The organism is Cupriavidus pauculus, assembly GCF_022179805.1.
GTDB lineage: Bacteria > Pseudomonadota > Gammaproteobacteria > Burkholderiales > Burkholderiaceae > Cupriavidus > Cupriavidus pauculus_E.
In genome coordinates, this window is record NZ_BPUO01000003.1 from 504,367 (window position 1) to 521,593 (window position 17,227).

A 17,227-nucleotide genomic window follows, 5' to 3' on the forward strand; every position below is an offset into this window, starting at 1 on the left:
TCTTGACTCTCTTGTCTTTGGCCGGGCTACCGCGAGAATCCGGGCAGCGTGGGGTCCGCGTATTCGCCCAGCACGAAGCGTCCCCAGACATTGGGGCTGGCAGCCGTGCGGCCGTCGTTGGCCACGTTCGCCACGGCCTGCGAATCGCGGGCCAGCGGCTTGACCAGGCGTGGCGTGACAACGATCATCAGCTCGCGGTCTTCCTGGTGGAAATTCAGGTTCTTGAAGAAGCTGCCCAGGATCGGCAGGTCGCCCAGGAACGGGATCTTGCTCACGTTGCTGACCGTGTTGCGGCTGACCAGCCCGCCAATCACGAAGCTCTCGCCGTCGCCCAGCTCCACCGTGGTGTCGGCGCGCCGCGTGACGATGGCCGGCACCGCCGCGCCGTTCAGGGTGATGCCGCGCGACGGATCAAGGTCGCTGGCCTCGGGCGCCACCTTGAGCGCGATGCGGTCCTTCGACAGCACCGTGGGTGACACGGTCAGCCCAATGCCGAACGGCTTGAACTGGATGGTCGTGGTGCCCAGCGCCTGCGGCACTGGAATCGGGATCTCGCCGCCCGCCAGGAAGCTCGCGCTCTGGCCCGACAACGCCACAAGGCTCGGCTCCGCCAGCACACGGACCAGCCCGTTGCTTTCCAGCAGGCTCAGGTTGGCGAAGATGCCCTCCTTGGCCCACGCCGCCACCAGGTTGAACGCGCTACCCATCGGCAGCAAACCGTCGAACGTGGGCGTCGACCCGCCCGATACCTTGGTCAGCGACGCCGGGCTGAACTGGCCAAACGTGAAGCCGCCGCTGCTCTTGACGAAGTTGAGCCCCACTTCCTTGAGCACGGTCTTGCTGATTTCCACGACCTTGACGTCTACCTGCACCGTGTTCGATACCGGCACCACGGACCGATCCACCACCACGCCGCCGCCCTTGCCGTCGGCACCGCTCACCGCTGCCTGCGCAGCCTGCCGCGCGCGCGCCGCCGCGCCGGCATCGGCCGATTCGCCGCGAATCGTGGCACCCGCTGCCGACAGCTCCACCTTGGCGCCATCGGCCTCCGGCGCCACCGCATCCACCTGCACCGCGTAGGTCACCGGTGCCACGTTGCGGCTCCAGATCATCAGGTCGGTCACGCCCGGCTTCTTCGCTACCACCAGCACGGTGGGCGGGCCGCTCCGCTGCTTGAGCAGCAGCGCATCGGCGACGGCGGGGTTGCCCACCGCCACACGCTCCAGTGCCTGACCGGGCCGGATTTCCTGCTGCGCGCCAGCCAGCAGACGCAACGTGCGAGCGCTTGCCGGGGCTGCAGTCTCCTGCGCGGCCACTGGCCGCGTCGTCGCGAGCCATGCGGCCGCCATGGCCATCAGCGCCACGGTGGCGAGCTGGCGATTCCACTGCCGCATACGGGCGGTCTTGAGTCCTGGCCTGCCGTCCATCATTCGGTCGCTCGCTTGCCGGCGCGGATCACTTCCACGCCGTTGTCGTTGTTGGAGGATTCATGTCGCGCCACCGGCGCGGCTGGCGCTGCCGGTGCGATGGCACGGAGTGCGGGAGCCGCGGTCAGGCGTGGCGCGGCGCCACCAACCAGCCCGTTCAGGCTCACGCCCGCGGCGGCCCGGTCCATCGGCGCGCGCTGCGCTTCGGGCGGCACACCCGCGCGCGCCTGCAGCACGGCGGGCGCATCAGCGAACATGCCTTCGCTGGGCATCGACGCATCGGACGGGTTGCGCAGCGCCAGCACCAGGCGCCCGGCCTGCTGCGCCATGGCCAGCTTGCCCACTTGTTCCACGGGCACCGACAGCACTGCCGTCTTGGCGCCTTCGCGGCGCGCCATCATCTGTTCGCCCTGCACCTTGCGCGAATCGTTGACGCTGCCCACGCCATACGCCAGCACGCGCAGGTGCGACAGCAGCAGGCGCGACTGGCTTTCGGCAATTTCCTGGTTGTCGCGGCGCAGGATCACAAACACATCGACAAAGTCGCCGGGCTGTACCTGATGGCCGACGCCGACCACTTCGTCCACCGCCACGGCCAAGGCGCGGTCGCCATCGGGAATCTGACGCGCCAGTCCCGAGAGCAATTGCCCTTCGAGCACTGGCACGTTGACACCGAGGTTGACCACCGGCACCTGGCCCACCACGCGCGCCGCGTCCTGGTAGGCGCCGGACGGTTCGATCGGCAGCTCCATGACTGCGAGCGCATCGGCCGTCAGCGGCTTGCCGGCCTCCACCGCGCGCGTGGTCACCACCACGGCGTGCGTGGGTGCAGTCTTGGCATGAGGGATCGGCACGGCGTGCGTGCGCGCCACCTGCCATGCCATCAGCGCCAGCAGTCCGGCCAGCACAAGCAGGACGACGGCGAGGATACGAATCTGTTTGCTGCTCATGTGGCCTCAGGTGTCGGGAGATAGCTGGACCACGGCGGCGCCGGTCAGCGTGGCGGGCATCGGTACGAACGGCACCGTTGGCAGGATGTTTTGCGTGGACATCTGGAGCGTGACGCGCACGCACTGGGCTCCGGCCGGCGCGGAGCAGGCGACGGCCTGGGCCAGCGAGCCACTGCCTACCTGGCCGGCGATGCTGGTGGGCAGCGTGCTGCGTGCGGCCTGGTCGGCAGCGGAGACGCGCAGGTCCAGCGTGGTGGACAGCGTGCCGCCATTCGATGCGAGCGGATAACGCAAGGCAGCCCGCGCGCCCTCTTGGGCGGCGAGCGTCAGCACCTGTTGCAGCGCCAGCACCGTACCGTAGTAGACGATGCCGATCACCACTGCGAACAGCAGCGGAAACACTATCGCGAACTCGATCGCGGCCACACCGCTTGCGCGGCGTCCGTTCGCGTTCTTCCTGAATCCCATGCCTTACCCGGTCAGTCAGCTGTTTCGCCCATCGCGTGGACGACGCGCGTCACCACCCGCCCGGTGCCGGCATTGCTGCCGGCACCGGCGGCGGTGCGCCCCGCCAGGGGCATCCCGAACTACATTGCCGCGACTTGTGCCACTCTTACTCTTCTTGCCTGGCCGTCCGTGTGTTGCCCGCAGCCAGTGCATTACTGCCACTTCTGCTCATGCGCGGGACGAGCGCGAACGCTGCCCCACGGCCGGCGCGTACGCCGGCGCGTTTCTGGTTGGTCCTGCGAAGTTCTGGTGAAGAGCTACGGGTAAGCGTCAGGTGCCGCTGTTCTTGGCGAACATCGTCGAGACGCTCTTGGCGAGATCCGTGAAGCCGTCGCTGATGCCTTTGCCGAGTGCCTGCGCACCGACCACGATGGCCAGGGCAACAAGGCCGACGATCAGGCCGTATTCGATCGCGGTGGCACCGCGTTGTGTTTTGAGATGGCGCGCCAGTTGCTTTTGCATGATGACTCCCGAATTTGCGTGACCCCTGCGTGGATGGCCCAGCGGTACTTCCTGACCCCATCCTTGTGTGCCGCCTTGCGGGTTACCCGTGGCGTTTATTGTGTTTTTGGCGCTGGTGAAACATTTATAAGACATGCCATGTCTCAACCATACCCCCCGTTCGAGCTATGGTTGTCCCAGCTTAAAGTAGGACAGATGTTTCAAACAACGCGGCAGGGCATTGGCTATCGGTACGAGTCGGTACGAATTATTTAGATGCGCGCAACAAACGCAAGCGTGCCGTGCGGCGCCCTGCATTTCTCAAGCAAGGCGGCCGCACAGCACGAAATAAAAGGATGCGCCGCGCGGGGTAAGGACGACAGCGCACCGTAAAGTAGACGGAGCGGATGACAGGGAAAGTCCCGACGTCTTCCGCGTTGGTTTCAGATCAATGGCGTGCGAGTCCGCCAAGCAAGCCGGTTACCGGCGCCAGCGGACTGCTGGTGTTGCCGGAAGTGCCACCACCAGCCGCGCTGGTCAGTCCCGTGGTGACCGTGTTGAGCAGGCCCGTCACCGGAGCCAGCGGATTGGCGCCGCCCGAGGTGCCGCCACCTGCGGCGCCACCGACCGAGCCCAGCAGGCCCGTCACCGGCGCAAGCGGATTGCTGCCGCCCGCCGAGCCTCCGGCGCCATTGAGCGGCAGGTTGTTGAGCAGGCCGCCAAGCGGATTGCCGGCGGCGCTGCCATTGCCGTTGAGCAGCACGCCCGCCGCCGCCACGGTCTTGCCTGTTTCGTTGACCACGCCGCCCAGCGGCGACACGATCGGCGTATTGGTGTTGGCGATCATGCTGCCCGTGGTGGCCACGGTATTGCCGAGCTTGGTGAGCAGGTTGTCCACCGGCACGCCCAGGCCCGTGGCCGCGCCCACGGTCTGCGTGGCATTGGTGAGCTGCGTGGTCAGCGGCACGATGACCTTGCTCGTGCTGTCGGTCAGTTGCGCGACCGGCCCGGTGCCAAGCGCTTCGCCAAGCTTGCCGCCCACCGTCATCACGCCCTGTCCCACGGTCTGCACGAGCCCGCCGGCCGGATTGGTCAGCGGTGACAGTGCCGACAGTTGATCGCTGCCCACTGCCTTGACGAGATCGCCCGCGCTGACGACGGTCACGCCAGCCTGCGTAACGACGTTGCCCGTGCTGGCGACGGTCACACCGACGGGATTGTCGACAGCACCGATCTGCCCCAGACCATCGCGTACGCCAACGCCCAGCGTCTGCACGGTCTTGCCCGTTTCGATCACGACGTCGCCGGTGGCGTTCTTCGCCGTGGTCGGCACCAGCGGCAGGCTGGTGTCCTTGATCTGCTGCCCGATTTCACTGACCGCGTTGCCGGTGGCCACCACGGTATTGCCCGCGCTTTCCGCGACCTTGCCGGTGGGCGTGGTCTCTGCCGTGGGTTGCGGATTGGTGGTGCCAGGGTTGGTCGGCGTGGAGGGTGTGGTGGGGCTTGAGCCACCGCCGGAGCCGCCCGATGCGCAGCCCGCCAGCAAGGCAACGGCGGCGGCGCAGGCGATCGCCATCGTGTTGAACGGGCGCGTCGGCTTGATTGCGTTCATGTCCTGATCTCCTGTCAATGTTCTGTGTGGGTCCACTGGCGCCACCTGCTCTGTCCGCGTTGGCAACGTGTAGGTCTGGCGTGGCTGCGGGGCTATGGCGCAAGCCGTGTGCCAGCCTCAATCGCATGTTCGATACGCACGCCATACACCGCGCCCACCTGCCTGCAAAGCCTTGCGGGGCAAGGCTTTGCAGGCCGCGCGCAGCGCCTGCCGATGCCGCGTGTGCGGCGGCGTACCGTTGTTACGTGCTACGTAACGTGTTCCCCGGTGCGCGTTACAGCCCACGGCCGCCACTGGCCAACGCGAATGGGGCGATCGTTCCCCGCATGTCACCGGGCGTTACGTAACGCGTAACGCCCGACGCGGCGCGCAACGCCGCCGTGCGCTTCAGGCGCGCGTTTGATCCGCCAGCCGCAAACCCTTGTGCCACATGCGTTTGCGCGCCACGTCCCCCGCTTTCGCATGGCATGGCCGAGCACGGCCCCAGCCACTGGCACACCGTTTGCGCAATAGAAGCCAGACGCGGCACGCAGCGCACTACACGAACAAACACAAAGCGCGCCGTGAACTTCGACGGGAAAACTCGGAAAAAGGAAAAGGTCATGCGCAACCCACAACAGATCGCTCGCCAACTCTGCGTCACCGCACTGCTCGGGTCATTGCTGGTACTGGCCGGCTGCGCCAGCGGCAGCGGTTCCACGTCGATGGGCACCAGCGGCACTGGCAGCTCCGGCGGATCGAGCAACACGGCCACCACGGGTGGCGGCACTGGCGGCGGCACGGACACCGCCAACAACGGTGGCACCAACAACGGCGGCGGTGGCGGCAACAACAACGGCGGCGGCACCACCACCGCGCTGACGCCCACCAGCGCCATCGTCAACAACGCCGGCGGCATCGTCGGCGGCGTCGGCAATACCGTCAGCGGTGTGGGCGATGCCATCAAGGACGCCAACGTACCGGTGGTGTCGGCGCAGACCAAGGACGGCCTGGCTGGCGTGGTGAGTTCGGTGGGCGACGCAGTGAGCGTGCTCGGCGCGGGCGTGCAATCGGGTCTGGGCAATATGCCCAATGCCACGAATCCGCTGGGTACCACCGTGGCCAGCACCGGCGGGGTGGTCAGCCAACTCGGCAATGCCGTGACCAACGCCGGCAGCGCGGTCAGCGGTCTGGGCAGCGGCCCGCTGGCACCGCTCGCGGCCGTGACCACGCCGTTGGGCGGCGTGGTGTCGCAAGTGGGCGGCGCGGTCAACATCGTCGGCGACAAGCTGGGCACCGCGCTTTCCACTGGTCCGGTGGAACAGCTCACGTCGAGTGTCAGCAAGGCCATCGTGCCGCTGACATCCACGCTGACCAACGGCACGCAAACGCTCGGCGCCGCAACGGGGCTGGGCGCGCCCGTCAACAACCTGCTGGCGACCGTGGGCGGCGCACTGGCCACGGCCGGCTCGCAGCTCACCGCCACCAACACGCCGGTGGTGTCCGGCGTGGGCGGCATCGTCTCCGGCACAGGCAACACCGTGGCCGCCATCGGCGGCGTGGTGAACGGCCCGGCCGTCGGTGCTGCCGGCGCGAGCCCGCTGGCACCGATCACCAACCTGGTTGGCGGGCTGACCGGCGGCCTCACGGGTGCGACGGGCGGCGCAGGTGGCGCGGCCAGTCCGCTGGCCCCTGTCGCCGGACTCGTGAGCGGCGTGACCAGCGGCCTGACCAGCGCCACCGGCGGCAGTGCCAGCCCGTTGGCGCCCGTGACGGCCGTCGTCGCCGGACTCACCGGCGGCAACGCTCCGGCCAGCGGCGGCACCTCGGGCGGCACGGGCACCAAGCCCGCCAATCCGCTGGCGCCGGTGACCGGCGTGGTCGGCGGGCTGGTGGGCGGCGTCGTGGGTGGCCTGGGCGGTCTGGGCGGCGCACTCGGCGGCAAGAAGTAAGACCACGGGGCGCGCAGTGCCCCAACCAAGCAAAGCGTCACGGCCACCGGATGGACGACAGGGAAGCGGCATCCCTGTTGTCCGTGGCACATGACCACATAGCCGCAGGCAGTTTTCCAGTTCGAGGGGTAATACCATGCAACCACGCAATCGCGTCGCCGCGCTGTTGATCGGCGTCGGCATCATCCAGAGCGGCGTGTCCCACGCCGAACGCGGCCCGGTTCAGGGCGATCCCACGCAAACCTTGCCGCGCATCGCGCCAAGCCGCCCCGCGCAGGGCAACGTCACCGTGCAGGTGGAGCGTCCCGATGCCGCGATGCAGAACCTGCTGGCCTCGCGGCTCACGCCGAAACACTTCCAGATCGAAGGCGCGAAGACGCTGCCGTTCGAGCGCATCGCCGAAAAGTTCACGCCGCTGGCCAACCGCGAGATCACGGTGGCCGAGCTGCTGCAGGCCGCCGAGTCGGTGACGCAGATGTACAAGGACGCGGGCTATCCGCTGTCGTTCGCATTCGTGCCGGCCCAGTCGTTCGAGAACGGCAAGGTGCTGATCACCGTGGTGGAAGGCTACGTGGCCAACATCACGGTCAAGGGCAAGCCCGGGCCCGCCGAGGCGCGCCTGCGCAAGATCGCCGAACAGCTCAAGAAGGATCGCCCGCTGCGCCAGGAGAGCTTTGAGCACTACGTGAACGTGCTGGCGCAGCAGCCCGGCATGCAGGTCAACGCCACGGTGCAGCCGCCCACCACCACCGACGGCGCGTGCGACATGGTGCTGGAGGTCAAGCGCAAGCCGTTCACGTTCGGTACCGGTGTGGAATGGATGTCGCCGGGCGTGCGCGCCATCGCCACGGCCACCACCAACAGCCTGACGCCGCTGGGCGAGCAGTTGTCGTTCTCCACGCTGTTCCCCAAGGGCCGCGACAACGAGGAGTACTACAGCGCCACCTACGCCCAGCCGCTGGGCACCGAGGGCATGCTGGCCAAGATCACGGCGTCGCACTATCGCGGCGTACCGCAGAACAGCACGCTGGCGCCCATCGGCTTCGACCCGCGCTACGTCAACGATTCGAAGCGGCTGGGTGGATCGCTGAGCTATCCGGTGATCCTGAACAACCGCCATGTGCTGACGCTGACCGGCGGCTTCTACGCCAACAGCCAGTTCGAGCGCTACACGCAGGCCGTGCAGCCGGGCGCCGGCCGTCAGGTGGAGCTGTCAACCAGCGTGCGCGTGGCCAGCGCCGAGGCGTCGTACCTGCAGCGTGGCACCGGCGTGACGCGCAACGCGACGCTGGGTGTCTACAAGGGCTTTGATGCGCTGGGCGCCAATCGCGAGAACAACCTCAATGACCTGAGCTTCTGGCGCACGCGGCTGCTGCTGTCGCAGGCGAACGACCTGCCGCTTGGCTTTGGCGTCGCGCTGTCGGCGGCCGGGCAGTACAGCGGCAACCGCCTGGCGTCGAGCGAACAGATCAGTTTTGGCGGCCGCTTCTTCGGGCTCGGCTATCCGGCCGGCGAAGTCGCGGGCGACAAGGGCTGGGGCGCATCGGCCGAATTGAACCGGCTGTTCACGCTGGACTTCACGTACCTGAAGACGCTGCAGCCGTTCGTCGTGGCCGACATGGCGCGCGTGTATTCGAACAGCGTGTCGCTGTCGCACCGCACGCTGCAGTCGCTGGCCATCGGCCTGCGGTTTTCCGACCGCCGCTATTACACGATGGATGTCTCGTTGGCCCAGCCGGTGGGCGACAAGCCCACCAACGCCAGCCACCGCTCGCCGCGCATCAACCTGCTGTGGTCGTACCAGTTCGACTGATCGCCCTGGCTTCTCGCGTCAACCCGCGCGTCAGTTGACGCGGAAGCCGATCTTCAGCGACACCTGGAAATGGCCGACCTTGCCGTCCTGCACATGGCCGCGTATCTCGATGACTTCGAACCAGTCGATATGCTTGATGGTCTCGCCGGCCTTGGCCAGCGCGTTGCGGATGGCCTGGTCGCTGCTATCGGGGGACGATCCAACAATCTCCACGAGCTTGTAGGTATGGTCGGACATGCGGGTCTCCTTGTGTTGCAGGGTTCATGCGGCGGTGCATCCAGCCCCACCGCGTCCACGTCGCCTTCATCATAGGCACCAGTCAGGTCGAGTCCCAAGGAGGCACGGCAGTTCCCGAACATGCGCGCGCGCGTTTTCTGTTGCGAAATGCGCGCGGGGCCTGTTACGCTGCCTGCCCTCCGATTCCCTGTCACCACCCTGTAACCTGATGTTTCTTTCCTTGCTTCAATGCAGGCGGCTCGCCACGGCGGGCATCGCGGGCCTGCTCGTCATCGCCGGGTCTGCCCAGGCGCGCACCACCTCCATGCTCGACCGCGCGGTCGACGCCCTGACCACGCCACGTGCGCACAGCAGCCAGTTCGCGGCGGGCAGCACGTACACGCTGTGCTTCGTGCCCGATGGCCCGAGCTGCCAGGACATGATCGTCGACGCGATCAACCGCACGCGCAACCGGCTGCTGATCCAGGCGTATTCGTTCACGAGCACGCCCATTGCCAAGGCCGTGGCCGAGGCGCACCAGCGCGGCGTGGACGTGCGCGTGATCGTCGACAAGAGCCAGGCATCCGAGCGCTACACCAGCGCCACCTTCCTCAAGAACGCCGGCATCCCGGTGGTCATCGATACCCGGCCGGCCATCGCCCATAACAAGGTGATGGTGTTCGACGACCAGGCCGTGTTCACCGGATCGTTCAACTTCACCAAGTCGGCGCAGGAACGTAACGCGGAGAACGGCATGCTGATCCGTGGCGACAGCGCCGTGGTGAAGGCGTACACCGACAACTGGCACACGCGTTTCGAGAAGTCTTCGGCCTACTGAGGCCCTTTCTGTCCTCCTGCGACATCTAGTCGTACGGCCGTTTGGAGGGGCGCCATGTGAGCGGCGCCTCTCATCCCATCCCCCGCCGCACGAATGGGGCCGTAAATGGCCGCTATTCGTCGCACCCCCCGACCTCGTCCCGCAGGAAGATCAGCGAAACGCCGACAGACCGCTGTTGTGCGGTGGTGTGTACTTCAGGTATTTATCCGAGGATGCGCGACAGCCCGTTTTGTCCGGGCCTGTGTACCACCGTTAAATCCGGCGTTGAACCTGCCCCAACGTGCCACCACGGCCTGCGTACCGCGTCGCGTCATCCCGTCAACCTGGCAGGAGGAAGCGATGCAAACGAACAAGTCCACGATTGGTCGACAGGTGCGCACCTGGTGCGCGATCGGTGCCGCCGCCGCGGCCCTGGGTATGTCGTTTTCCGCGAGCGCGGACATGAAGACGTCGACGGCCGGCCCGTTCACCTATGTCTGCGGTGGCGTGGCTGCCGACGAACAGACCGAGATGAACTCCGAGGCCCGCCACTACGACATGGGCCTGCTGTTCACGCAGGGCGGGCGGGGCGAGTACCTGTCTGACGTCAACGTGAAGCTGATGCGCAACGGGCAACAGGTGGCCGAGTTCACGTCCACCGGTCCACGGTGCCTGATCAAGGGGCCGCGCGCGTCGTACCAGGTGGTTGCCACCTTCGAGGGCACAGCCAAGCGCACCACGCTGAGCCCGGGCGAAAAGAATGTCCAGTTGCGCTGGTAAGCGGCGCGGCTGATCCACAAGTCAAGCAGTCCTGCGCCGCGCGCAAGTGCGGCCGCCATGCCGGCTACCCCTCCCGCGGGTGCCGGCATATTTTTTGGCGTGCGGCTTTCGCACCGGCCCCCTGCACGAGGCGCGCGACGGTGGCACACTTGCCGCACTCATTCATTCCTGGAGTTTCCCGACCATGAGCCTCACGCCCAACAGCCGCTGGATCCGTATCGACACCGCCAACGGCAGCTTCGACGCCTACCTGAGCCTGCCGCCCGCCGGCAAGAAACCCGGCAATCCCGGCGTCGTGCTGGTCCAGGAGATCTTTGGCGTCAACGAACACATCCGTAGCGTGGCGGACCAATACGCGGCCGACGGCTATGTGGTGCTGTCCCCGGACGTGTTCTGGCGCTCGGCGCCGCACGTGGAGCTGGGGTACGACGGCAAGGACTGGGAAAAGGCCATGGAGCTGCGCAAGGCCGTGAACCTGGAGGACACCGTGGCGGACATCGCCGCAACCGTGCAGGCACTGCGTCAGGAGATCGGAGAGGGGGGCAAGGTGGCGGCCGTGGGCTACTGCTTTGGCGGCCTGGTGTCGTACATGGCGGCGGCGCGTGGCCTGGTAGATGCGGCGGTGCCCTATTACGGTGGCGGCATCCAGAACAACCTGCATGAAGCGGCGGCCATCAACGTGCCGGTGCAATTCCACTATGGCGCGCTCGACGCGCATATCCCGGCCACCGACGTGGACAAGGTCCGCGAAGCCGTGGCGGGCAAGCGCGGCACCGAGGTCTTTGTCTACGACCAGGCCGACCACGGCTTCAATTGCTGGGCACGCGGTTCGTACCACCAGCGTTCGGCGGCACTGGCGCATGGACGGGCACTGGCGTTTCTGGCGAACGCGTTGTCGTAAGAGACTTGCTTTTGATTTTGCTCCCCTGCCGGTTTGCTCCCCTCTCCCACAACGTGGGAGAGGGGTTGGGGGTGAGGGCAACGAGGCTCTGCTTACCGACGAGTCGCAATTAGAACCGCCAGGCCCACACCCCCCGCCCCTCACCCCCCCGGCGGGCGAGGGGGGGAAACCAGCGCGGTGATTAAAAACCCCCCAGCAAAACCAAAAAAAAAGGCACAGCCACCCCATTCTGAATCTTGACGCGGTCACCGATGCGCAGGTTGTACGGGCTGGCCTGCGTCAGCGTCATGTAGCCGCTCTCGTTGGTGCGCACGCGCACCCGGAAGGCCGGGGGCGTGGTGTTGGTGCGTTTTTCCACCTCGTTGCCAGCCAGCGCGCCGGCCACGGCGCCGCCGATGGTGGCCACGGTGTTGCCGCGTCCGCCGCCGATCTGGTGGCCCAGCAGGCCGCCCGCCACGCCGCCCAGCACGGCGCCCACGCCGCTGGCGTTGGACGGTTGTCCGCCTACCTGCTCGATTGACTCGACCCACCCGTATTGCACCGCGTACGGGTCGCTGTAGCCGTTGCCGTAGCTGCCCTGCGCCTGTTGCGGATAGCCATACTGGTCGTAGCCGGGCTGCTGCGGATAGGTCTGCTGCTGGGGATATTGCTGCTGCGGATAGGACTGTTGCGGATAGGCCGGTGCGCCGCTGATCTGCGTGCCCGACGTGCCGTAGCCCGCGCCATAGCCGGAACCATAGCCGGCGCCGCCGTAGCCCGCCGTCTGGTAGCCGGTCTGGTACCCCGTTCCATAGCCGTCGCCGTAGCCGGCGCCATAGGGCACGGCGCAGCCGGCCAGCGTACTGGCGGCCAGGATGGCCAATGCAAGCGTGCGAACGGCCGGGCGAATCGTGATGGACATGATGGGGGACTCCTGCGTCAAGCGCGCGTGTTGATATGCGCGGCAGTCTAGAGCCGCGCCCTGACCGCAGGTGTCACCGGAGATTGTGATGGGTAACCGCCTGTAACGACGCTGGCACTACCCCGTCCGAGCTCAGGTGCGCTCGGCCTCGTCGTCGTTGAACGCGGTGATGCGCGCCACGCGGAACGTGCCGCGCAGCGACTCCAGCTCGGCGCGGTGCAGCGCCGCCAGGCGGTTCAGGCAGCGTTCGCCCTTGGCCAGCAGATGGATCTGCACCACGCGCCGGTCCTCGGGATTCTGCCGGCGAGCCACCAGCCCCGCCGCCTCGCAGCGATTGACCAGCGCCACCACACCGTGCTGCTTGGCTTGCAGCCGTTCGGCCAGTTCGCCCACCGATGCCCAGTTCTTGTCCGGACTGCCACGGATATGGAGCATCAGCAGGTACTGCTGCACGGTCACACCCTCGGATTGCGCGGCGTCTTCGGAAAACCGCAGGAAGCGCCGTAACTGGTACCGGAAATCGGACAGCGCCTCAAAATCCTGTTTGCTGAGCAAGGCGGCATCGTTGGAAGACTTCGCGGCGGCAGGCTGGCGTGGCATAGGGCGGAAGATCGACTGCTCTGACGAGATGGACAAGGCGCCCATTATATGGGGTGCGATGCTCACATCCGGTGCGCTGACGCGCATTCCGGTCCCATTTTCCACGCGGTCGGGTCGGCGGGGTATGGCAGAATCTGTGCGGTCGCCGACACCCTGTCGGCATCTCACGTCTTGAAGGGAAATCCGCCCGATGTTCACGGAAATCATCCTATTTCTGCTCGATACCGTCTTTACGCTCTTCGGCATGGCACTGTTGCTGCGCCTGTGGATGCAACTGACCCGGCTGCCGACGCGCAACCCGGTGTCGCAGGGGGTGTTCCAGGTCACCGACTGGATCGTGCGCCCGCTGCGCCGCATCATCCCCGGCATCGGCGGCATCGACTGGGCCACCATCCTGGCGGCCTACCTGACCGCCGTGGCCTTCCTGGTGTGCCGCGCGCTGATCCTCAACGCCGACCCGCTGGCCTTCCTGCCCGCCATTCTGGCGCTGGCCCTGCTGAGCATGCTCAAGTGGGGCATCAGCATGGTGATGTGGGTGACGCTGCTGATGGCGGTGCTGTCGTGGCTCAACCCGCAATCGCCGCTGGCCGGCCCGATCTGGCACCTGACCGCGCCGCTGCTACGTCCGATCCAGCGCGTCATGCCACGCCTGGGTGGCTTTGACCTCTCACCGCTGGTGCTCTTCGTGATTGCCCAGATTTTGCTGATGGTGATCGCCGGCGTCAGCCGTGGTGCGGTGTGAGCAACCACTAACCCTGAAATCCTGACCGGTGGCGGGAGCGCCACCGTATCACAAACACATGCTCTAGGGTTAACCCCTAATGTCCAGTTCACTGGACAGTCTGTCGAGGATTCGCCCTTTTTCGGGTACGTGCCGACGCCTACATTACAGCCACCGCGGGAACCAACCGCGATCTCTGCCAATAAGTAGGAACAGCACAACCATGAAGACCCTCGCCCTCTCCCTGCTCTGCGCCATCGGCCTGTCGGCTGGCGCCAATGCCGCCCTGGCTTCGCAACCCGTGTCCGACCTGGCTCGCCTGGACGGCAGCATCGGCCGCAAGATCGACCCGTACCTGGACGGCGCGCGCAGCGTGACCGAAAAGCGTGACGTGTACACCGACGGTGCCCGTGGCGCGCTCGAAAAGCGTGACGTCTACACCGACGGCGCCCGCGGCGTGACCGAAAAGCGCGACGGCTTCACCGAAGGCGCGTAAGCATCGTCCCCAGGCTTCGCCATCCCCAGGCGAAGCCGGCCCGGCGGGGCGCTCCCCCTGCTCCGCCCGGCCACCCTCGGCGCGCCAGTCAGTTCCCCAGCGCGTCGAGCTCTTCTCCCATCATCGATTCGATCGCTTCCATGAAGGCGCGCACCTTGCGCGGCTGAAGTCGCCGGTCGGGCAGCAAGGCAAACACCCTCAACGGTGGCAACGGGTAGTCCGGCATCACCCGCACCAGCCTGCCCTGTGCGATTTCCGTTTCGGCGGCCGTCATCGGCACCCGTGCGATACCCAGCCCGGCAAGCGCGGCCTGCATGCGCAGTTCGGCGTTGTACGTCTGCATGCGCGGCCGGATCGGCACCGGAATGCGCTGGCCGTTACGTGAGAATTCCCACACCGAGGCGCCGGGCGTGGCCAGCGTGGGCATGTTGGACAGATCCTCGGGCTGCATTTGCGCCGGCAGGCTGGCCGCCAGGCTGGGCGCCGCCACCAGGCCCCGTTCCACGTGCCAGATGCGGCGCGCGATAGTGCCGGAGTCGGGCAGGTCGGTATCCACGGTGACGAACGCGATGTCATAGCCCTCGCGGATCGGATCGACCAGCCCTTGGGCGATTTCCACGGTGATGTCGAGTGCCGGGTGCGCCGCCAGCGTCCGGCAGATCACGCCGCCCAGTTGCTGGGCACCGAACTCGTAAGGCGTGGCAATGCGCAGCATGCCCTGCACGCGCTCTTCGCGCGCCAGCGTTTCCTGGCGGATTTCACGCAGCCGCGCGAACAGAGGTGCCACATCGCGATAGACCGCGCCGCCGGCGTCGGTCAGCCGCATGCGGCGCGTCGTGCGTTCCAGCAGCTTGGCGCCAATCGCGGTTTCCAGGCGGATCACGGCCGCCGACACGCGGGACTTCGGACAATCCAGCGCGGCGGCCGCCGCCGTGAACGTGCCCTGCTCCACCACACTGCAAAAAGCCTCCCAATCATTCCACTGGATTGTCTCGCTCACCGGACCCATTCCCTTGCATGACACTGTTGTCGTGGCCGCCTGTCGTCGGCTTTTGCCGCCACGGGCGGTCGCACATTATGCGATAGACAGATTCGTCTAGTCAGTGCCGCCGATAGTTCCGTGACAGTTCCACGCAGGGTAGCAAGACGCCGTAAAGGTTGCCTCGGGCTGGCAAAGCAGGCACATTTCCTCTACCCTTTCGGCCTTCCCGAGCCTTCTTCAGACCTTTTCAGATCCATGGCGCATCCTGCCGATTCCGCTACGACCCGCGCGCCCGTTGCCGGTACGACAGAAAAGCCGAGCGATAGCTACGTGCAGTCTTTCGCGCGCGGCCTGTCCGTCATCCGTGCCTTCGATGCCAACCACCCGGCCCAGACGCTGACCGAAATCGCCCAGGCCAGCGGCCTCACGCGTGCCGGGGCGCGGCGCATCTTGTTGACGCTGGTGGGATTGGGCTATGTGCAGAACGACGGGCGGCTGTTCCGTCTGACGCCGAAGATCCTCGATCTCGGCTTTGCGTACCTGACATCAATGCCGTTCTGGAACCTGGCCGAGCCGGTCATGGAGGCGCTGTCGCAGTCCGTGCACGAAAGCTGCTCGATCTCCGTGCTCGACGGCGCCGAGATCGTCTACGTGCTGCGCGTGCCGGCCCGCAAGATCATGACGATCAACCTGTCGATTGGCAGCCGCCTGCCGGCCTATTGTTCGTCGATGGGGCGCGTGCTGTTGTCGGGGCTCGGCGACGCCGAACTCGACCGTGTGCTGCAAGCGTCGGATCTGCAGCCGCGCACGCGCCGCACCGTGACCGACATCGCTCAACTCAAATCGCTGATCGCCGAGATCCGCACACGAGGGTGGGCGCAGAACGACCAGGAACTGGAGGAAGGGCTGGTATCGCTGGCCGCGCCGATCCGCAACCGCGCCGGGCAGGTGATCGCCGCGCTCAATATCAGCGGCCAGGCCAATCGCACCAGCGCGCAGGAGATGACCGACCGCTTTCTGCCGCCGCTGCTGGAAGCCGCCGAGAAGATCTCGGCGATGGTGAGCCTGCGAACCTGACCGGCGGGCGCCGGCCAGTCAGTCAGCGCCGCTCAGCGCGGGCCGGTACGCGGCTCCCACGACACCGCCACGTCGCCCTTGACGAACGTCTGGCAAGCCATGCGATAGCCAGCCTGCAGGTCGTCGTCATTGAGGTGCTTGCGCTCCTTGGGCTTGACGGCATCGGTATGCTCCAGCCCCCTCTCGATCCGGCACTTGCAGGTGCCGCAGATGCCGCCGCCGCACTTGAACGGGATACCGCCCTGCTCGCGCAGCGACACGCGTAGCAGATTGCTGTTTTCCGGCGCGGTCACGGTCTTGCCGCTATTGGTCACGAACGTGATTTCGACGGTGCGCGCCGGCGGCGCGGGGGTTTCGGTGTCTTCGGTCACGGTGGCATCGGCTTCGGTGTCGGCCCGCATCATTGCTTCCTAATAGAGAGATCCATGCTGCCAAAGTGCGCCAGCTTGTTCAGCGCGTCATGGGCGGCGTCGAGCGTGTCAAAGCGCTCCAGGAATTTGGTGGGCACGTGGTTGATCACGGGTGCGGCGTCGGGCGCATCGGGCGCGGAGGTTTCGTCGATCACGCGCACCTTTACAGTCCGTTGGGTGTCGATCAGTTCCGCAATCACGAAGATGGCCTTGGGTTGCCCGTAGAACAGGTATTCCCAAGTCTCGCGCGGCTCCACGCCCGGGACGGCCTCGGTGCGGAACTGGCCCGGCTTGCTGGTCAGGATCACGTACATGTCAGGCCGCCAGTTCTTCCTGCTCCAGCTCGATGTCGTGCGTGAGCCAGATCTGGCACGCCAGCCGGAATCCCTGGTCCAGGCGCTCGCCCAGCTGCTTCTTTTCCTTCCAGTTGGGCGGCGGCAGGTGCTCGGCACCGGCCAGCACCTTGCAGGCACATTTCGAGCACTTGCCCATGCCGCATTCGTAACGCAGGTTCGGATACGGAAACTGCTTGATGCCGGCGCGCACGACGAGATTGGTTTCAGGCTTGACCTCGTCGACGAACACCTGGCCGTGCTTGTGGAAGACTACTTTCGGCATGACAGCGAATTTCCTTTGAAGATTTGA

20 protein-coding genes are annotated in these 17,227 nt (G+C 66.5%); 8 read left to right on the forward strand and 12 right to left on the reverse strand.

Annotated elements, in window-relative coordinates; all coding sequences use genetic code 11:
* Window positions 1–26: 26 nt before the first annotated feature.
* From MFF62_RS08480 to MFF62_RS08500, 5 genes are all read right to left on the reverse strand, one after another.
* Window positions 27–1,427: a type II and III secretion system protein family protein gene (locus MFF62_RS08480; protein ID WP_404990704.1), complete on the reverse strand. Its 1,401-nt coding sequence runs from the start codon at window positions 1,425–1,427 to the stop codon at window positions 27–29.
* On the reverse strand, window positions 1,427–2,377 hold the full coding sequence (gene cpaB, locus MFF62_RS08485) for a Flp pilus assembly protein CpaB (protein ID WP_238262080.1): 951 nt from the start codon (window positions 2,375–2,377) through the stop codon (window positions 1,427–1,429). Before cpaB ends, MFF62_RS08480 begins: the two co-directional genes overlap by 1 nt.
* A 6-nt stretch (window positions 2,378–2,383) precedes the next feature.
* Window positions 2,384–2,845 carry a TadE family protein gene (locus tag MFF62_RS08490; protein ID WP_238262082.1) on the reverse strand — a complete coding sequence of 154 codons (462 nt, stop codon included), beginning with the start codon at window positions 2,843–2,845 and terminating at the stop codon, window positions 2,384–2,386.
* 309 nt (window positions 2,846–3,154) lie between these two features.
* Window positions 3,155–3,346, reverse strand: a complete 192-nt coding sequence (locus tag MFF62_RS08495) for a Flp family type IVb pilin (protein WP_238262084.1) — start codon at window positions 3,344–3,346, stop codon at window positions 3,155–3,157.
* A gap of 427 nt (window positions 3,347–3,773) precedes the next feature.
* Complete coding sequence (locus MFF62_RS08500) at window positions 3,774–4,937, reverse strand: collagen-like triple helix repeat-containing protein (protein WP_238262088.1); 1,164 nt, start codon at window positions 4,935–4,937, stop codon at window positions 3,774–3,776.
* 602 nt (window positions 4,938–5,539) lie between these two features.
* On the opposite strand from MFF62_RS08500, the gene MFF62_RS08505 reads away from it, so the two are divergent.
* Both MFF62_RS08505 and MFF62_RS08510 read left to right on the forward strand, forming a co-directional pair.
* Complete coding sequence (locus MFF62_RS08505) at window positions 5,540–6,868, forward strand: collagen-like triple helix repeat-containing protein (RefSeq protein ID WP_238262092.1); 1,329 nt, start codon at window positions 5,540–5,542, stop codon at window positions 6,866–6,868.
* A 136-nt stretch (window positions 6,869–7,004) separates the two neighbouring features.
* Window positions 7,005–8,681, forward strand: coding sequence for a ShlB/FhaC/HecB family hemolysin secretion/activation protein (locus tag MFF62_RS08510; protein ID WP_238262094.1), 1,677 nt, complete (start codon window positions 7,005–7,007; stop codon window positions 8,679–8,681).
* 30 nt (window positions 8,682–8,711) lie between these two features.
* On the opposite strand, the gene MFF62_RS08515 is transcribed toward MFF62_RS08510, so the two are convergent.
* Window positions 8,712–8,918: a dodecin gene (locus MFF62_RS08515; protein WP_238262095.1), complete on the reverse strand. Its 207-nt coding sequence runs from the start codon at window positions 8,916–8,918 to the stop codon at window positions 8,712–8,714.
* Window positions 8,919–9,138: 220 nt separating this feature from the next.
* Between MFF62_RS08515 and MFF62_RS08520 the strand changes: the two genes are divergently transcribed.
* From MFF62_RS08520 to MFF62_RS08530, 3 genes are all read left to right on the forward strand, one after another.
* Window positions 9,139–9,735, forward strand: a complete 597-nt coding sequence (locus MFF62_RS08520) for a phospholipase D family nuclease (RefSeq protein ID WP_238262097.1) — start codon at window positions 9,139–9,141, stop codon at window positions 9,733–9,735.
* A 339-nt stretch (window positions 9,736–10,074) separates the two neighbouring features.
* Window positions 10,075–10,494 (forward strand): hypothetical protein, encoded by a 420-nt coding sequence (locus tag MFF62_RS08525; protein ID WP_238262099.1) that lies wholly within the window; start codon window positions 10,075–10,077, stop codon window positions 10,492–10,494.
* Window positions 10,495–10,678: 184 nt separating this feature from the next.
* On the forward strand, window positions 10,679–11,395 hold the full coding sequence (locus MFF62_RS08530) for a dienelactone hydrolase family protein (RefSeq protein ID WP_238262100.1): 717 nt from the start codon (window positions 10,679–10,681) through the stop codon (window positions 11,393–11,395).
* A gap of 181 nt (window positions 11,396–11,576) precedes the next feature.
* On the opposite strand, the gene MFF62_RS08535 is transcribed toward MFF62_RS08530, so the two are convergent.
* Window positions 11,577–12,296: a glycine zipper 2TM domain-containing protein gene (locus MFF62_RS08535; protein WP_238262102.1), complete on the reverse strand. Its 720-nt coding sequence runs from the start codon at window positions 12,294–12,296 to the stop codon at window positions 11,577–11,579.
* 132 nt (window positions 12,297–12,428) lie between these two features.
* Window positions 12,429–12,896 (reverse strand): MarR family winged helix-turn-helix transcriptional regulator, encoded by a 468-nt coding sequence (locus MFF62_RS08540; RefSeq protein ID WP_238262104.1) that lies wholly within the window; start codon window positions 12,894–12,896, stop codon window positions 12,429–12,431.
* A 190-nt stretch (window positions 12,897–13,086) separates the two neighbouring features.
* Here MFF62_RS08540 and MFF62_RS08545 point away from each other — a divergent pair, with 190 nt between their 5' ends.
* Together MFF62_RS08545 and MFF62_RS08550 are read left to right on the forward strand one after the other, a co-directional pair.
* On the forward strand, window positions 13,087–13,638 hold the full coding sequence (locus MFF62_RS08545) for a YggT family protein (protein ID WP_238262106.1): 552 nt from the start codon (window positions 13,087–13,089) through the stop codon (window positions 13,636–13,638).
* Window positions 13,639–13,840: 202 nt separating this feature from the next.
* Window positions 13,841–14,113, forward strand: coding sequence for a hypothetical protein (locus MFF62_RS08550; protein WP_238262108.1), 273 nt, complete (start codon window positions 13,841–13,843; stop codon window positions 14,111–14,113).
* An 88-nt stretch (window positions 14,114–14,201) separates the two neighbouring features.
* Here the strand turns inward: MFF62_RS08550 and MFF62_RS08555 are convergent, their stop codons facing one another.
* Window positions 14,202–15,113 carry a LysR family transcriptional regulator gene (locus MFF62_RS08555; RefSeq protein ID WP_238262110.1) on the reverse strand — a complete coding sequence of 304 codons (912 nt, stop codon included), beginning with the start codon at window positions 15,111–15,113 and terminating at the stop codon, window positions 14,202–14,204.
* A gap of 237 nt (window positions 15,114–15,350) precedes the next feature.
* Here MFF62_RS08555 and MFF62_RS08560 point away from each other — a divergent pair, with 237 nt between their 5' ends.
* The gene (locus MFF62_RS08560) at window positions 15,351–16,172 is read left to right on the forward strand and encodes an IclR family transcriptional regulator (RefSeq protein WP_238262112.1); all 822 of its coding nucleotides are present in this window, start codon (window positions 15,351–15,353) and stop codon (window positions 16,170–16,172) included.
* 32 nt (window positions 16,173–16,204) lie between these two features.
* On the opposite strand, the gene MFF62_RS08565 is transcribed toward MFF62_RS08560, so the two are convergent.
* The 3 genes from MFF62_RS08565 to MFF62_RS08575 are packed head-to-tail and all read right to left on the reverse strand — an operon-like array spanning window position 16,205 to window position 17,200.
* Window positions 16,205–16,573, reverse strand: coding sequence for a 2Fe-2S iron-sulfur cluster-binding protein (locus tag MFF62_RS08565; protein ID WP_238262114.1), 369 nt, complete (start codon window positions 16,571–16,573; stop codon window positions 16,205–16,207).
* On the reverse strand, window positions 16,573–16,896 hold the full coding sequence (locus MFF62_RS08570; RefSeq protein ID WP_238262116.1) for a ferredoxin: 324 nt from the start codon (window positions 16,894–16,896) through the stop codon (window positions 16,573–16,575). The genes MFF62_RS08565 and MFF62_RS08570 overlap by 1 nt, the downstream gene beginning before the upstream one ends.
* A 1-nt stretch (window position 16,897) precedes the next feature.
* Window positions 16,898–17,200 carry a 2Fe-2S iron-sulfur cluster-binding protein gene (locus MFF62_RS08575; RefSeq protein WP_238262118.1) on the reverse strand — a complete coding sequence of 101 codons (303 nt, stop codon included), beginning with the start codon at window positions 17,198–17,200 and terminating at the stop codon, window positions 16,898–16,900.
* Between the last annotated feature and the right edge of the window lie 27 nt (window positions 17,201–17,227).

What these genes read in the sequence shown, in the direction of transcription:
- MFF62_RS08505 (WP_238262092.1), top strand. Translation starts at nt 5,540, where the DNA reads ATGCGCAACCCACAACAGATCGCTCGCCAACTCTGCGTCACCGCACTG.
- cpaB (WP_238262080.1), bottom strand. Translation starts at nt 2,377, where the DNA reads ATGAGCAGCAAACAGATTCGTATCCTCGCCGTCGTCCTGCTTGTGCTG.
- MFF62_RS08515 (WP_238262095.1), bottom strand. Translation starts at nt 8,918, where the DNA reads ATGTCCGACCATACCTACAAGCTCGTGGAGATTGTTGGATCGTCCCCC.
- MFF62_RS08565 (WP_238262114.1), bottom strand. Translation starts at nt 16,573, where the DNA reads ATGCGGGCCGACACCGAAGCCGATGCCACCGTGACCGAAGACACCGAA.
- MFF62_RS08525 (WP_238262099.1), top strand. Translation starts at nt 10,075, where the DNA reads ATGCAAACGAACAAGTCCACGATTGGTCGACAGGTGCGCACCTGGTGC.
- MFF62_RS08540 (WP_238262104.1), bottom strand. Translation starts at nt 12,896, where the DNA reads ATGCCACGCCAGCCTGCCGCCGCGAAGTCTTCCAACGATGCCGCCTTG.
- MFF62_RS08560 (WP_238262112.1), top strand. Translation starts at nt 15,351, where the DNA reads ATGGCGCATCCTGCCGATTCCGCTACGACCCGCGCGCCCGTTGCCGGT.
- MFF62_RS08500 (WP_238262088.1), bottom strand. Translation starts at nt 4,937, where the DNA reads ATGAACGCAATCAAGCCGACGCGCCCGTTCAACACGATGGCGATCGCC.
- MFF62_RS08510 (WP_238262094.1), top strand. Translation starts at nt 7,005, where the DNA reads ATGCAACCACGCAATCGCGTCGCCGCGCTGTTGATCGGCGTCGGCATC.
- MFF62_RS08545 (WP_238262106.1), top strand. Translation starts at nt 13,087, where the DNA reads ATGTTCACGGAAATCATCCTATTTCTGCTCGATACCGTCTTTACGCTC.
- MFF62_RS08575 (WP_238262118.1), bottom strand. Translation starts at nt 17,200, where the DNA reads ATGCCGAAAGTAGTCTTCCACAAGCACGGCCAGGTGTTCGTCGACGAG.
- MFF62_RS08570 (WP_238262116.1), bottom strand. Translation starts at nt 16,896, where the DNA reads ATGTACGTGATCCTGACCAGCAAGCCGGGCCAGTTCCGCACCGAGGCC.
- MFF62_RS08495 (WP_238262084.1), bottom strand. Translation starts at nt 3,346, where the DNA reads ATGCAAAAGCAACTGGCGCGCCATCTCAAAACACAACGCGGTGCCACC.
- MFF62_RS08535 (WP_238262102.1), bottom strand. Translation starts at nt 12,296, where the DNA reads ATGTCCATCACGATTCGCCCGGCCGTTCGCACGCTTGCATTGGCCATC.
- MFF62_RS08480 (WP_404990704.1), bottom strand. Translation starts at nt 1,427, where the DNA reads ATGGACGGCAGGCCAGGACTCAAGACCGCCCGTATGCGGCAGTGGAAT.
- MFF62_RS08550 (WP_238262108.1), top strand. Translation starts at nt 13,841, where the DNA reads ATGAAGACCCTCGCCCTCTCCCTGCTCTGCGCCATCGGCCTGTCGGCT.
- MFF62_RS08530 (WP_238262100.1), top strand. Translation starts at nt 10,679, where the DNA reads ATGAGCCTCACGCCCAACAGCCGCTGGATCCGTATCGACACCGCCAAC.
- MFF62_RS08490 (WP_238262082.1), bottom strand. Translation starts at nt 2,845, where the DNA reads ATGGGATTCAGGAAGAACGCGAACGGACGCCGCGCAAGCGGTGTGGCC.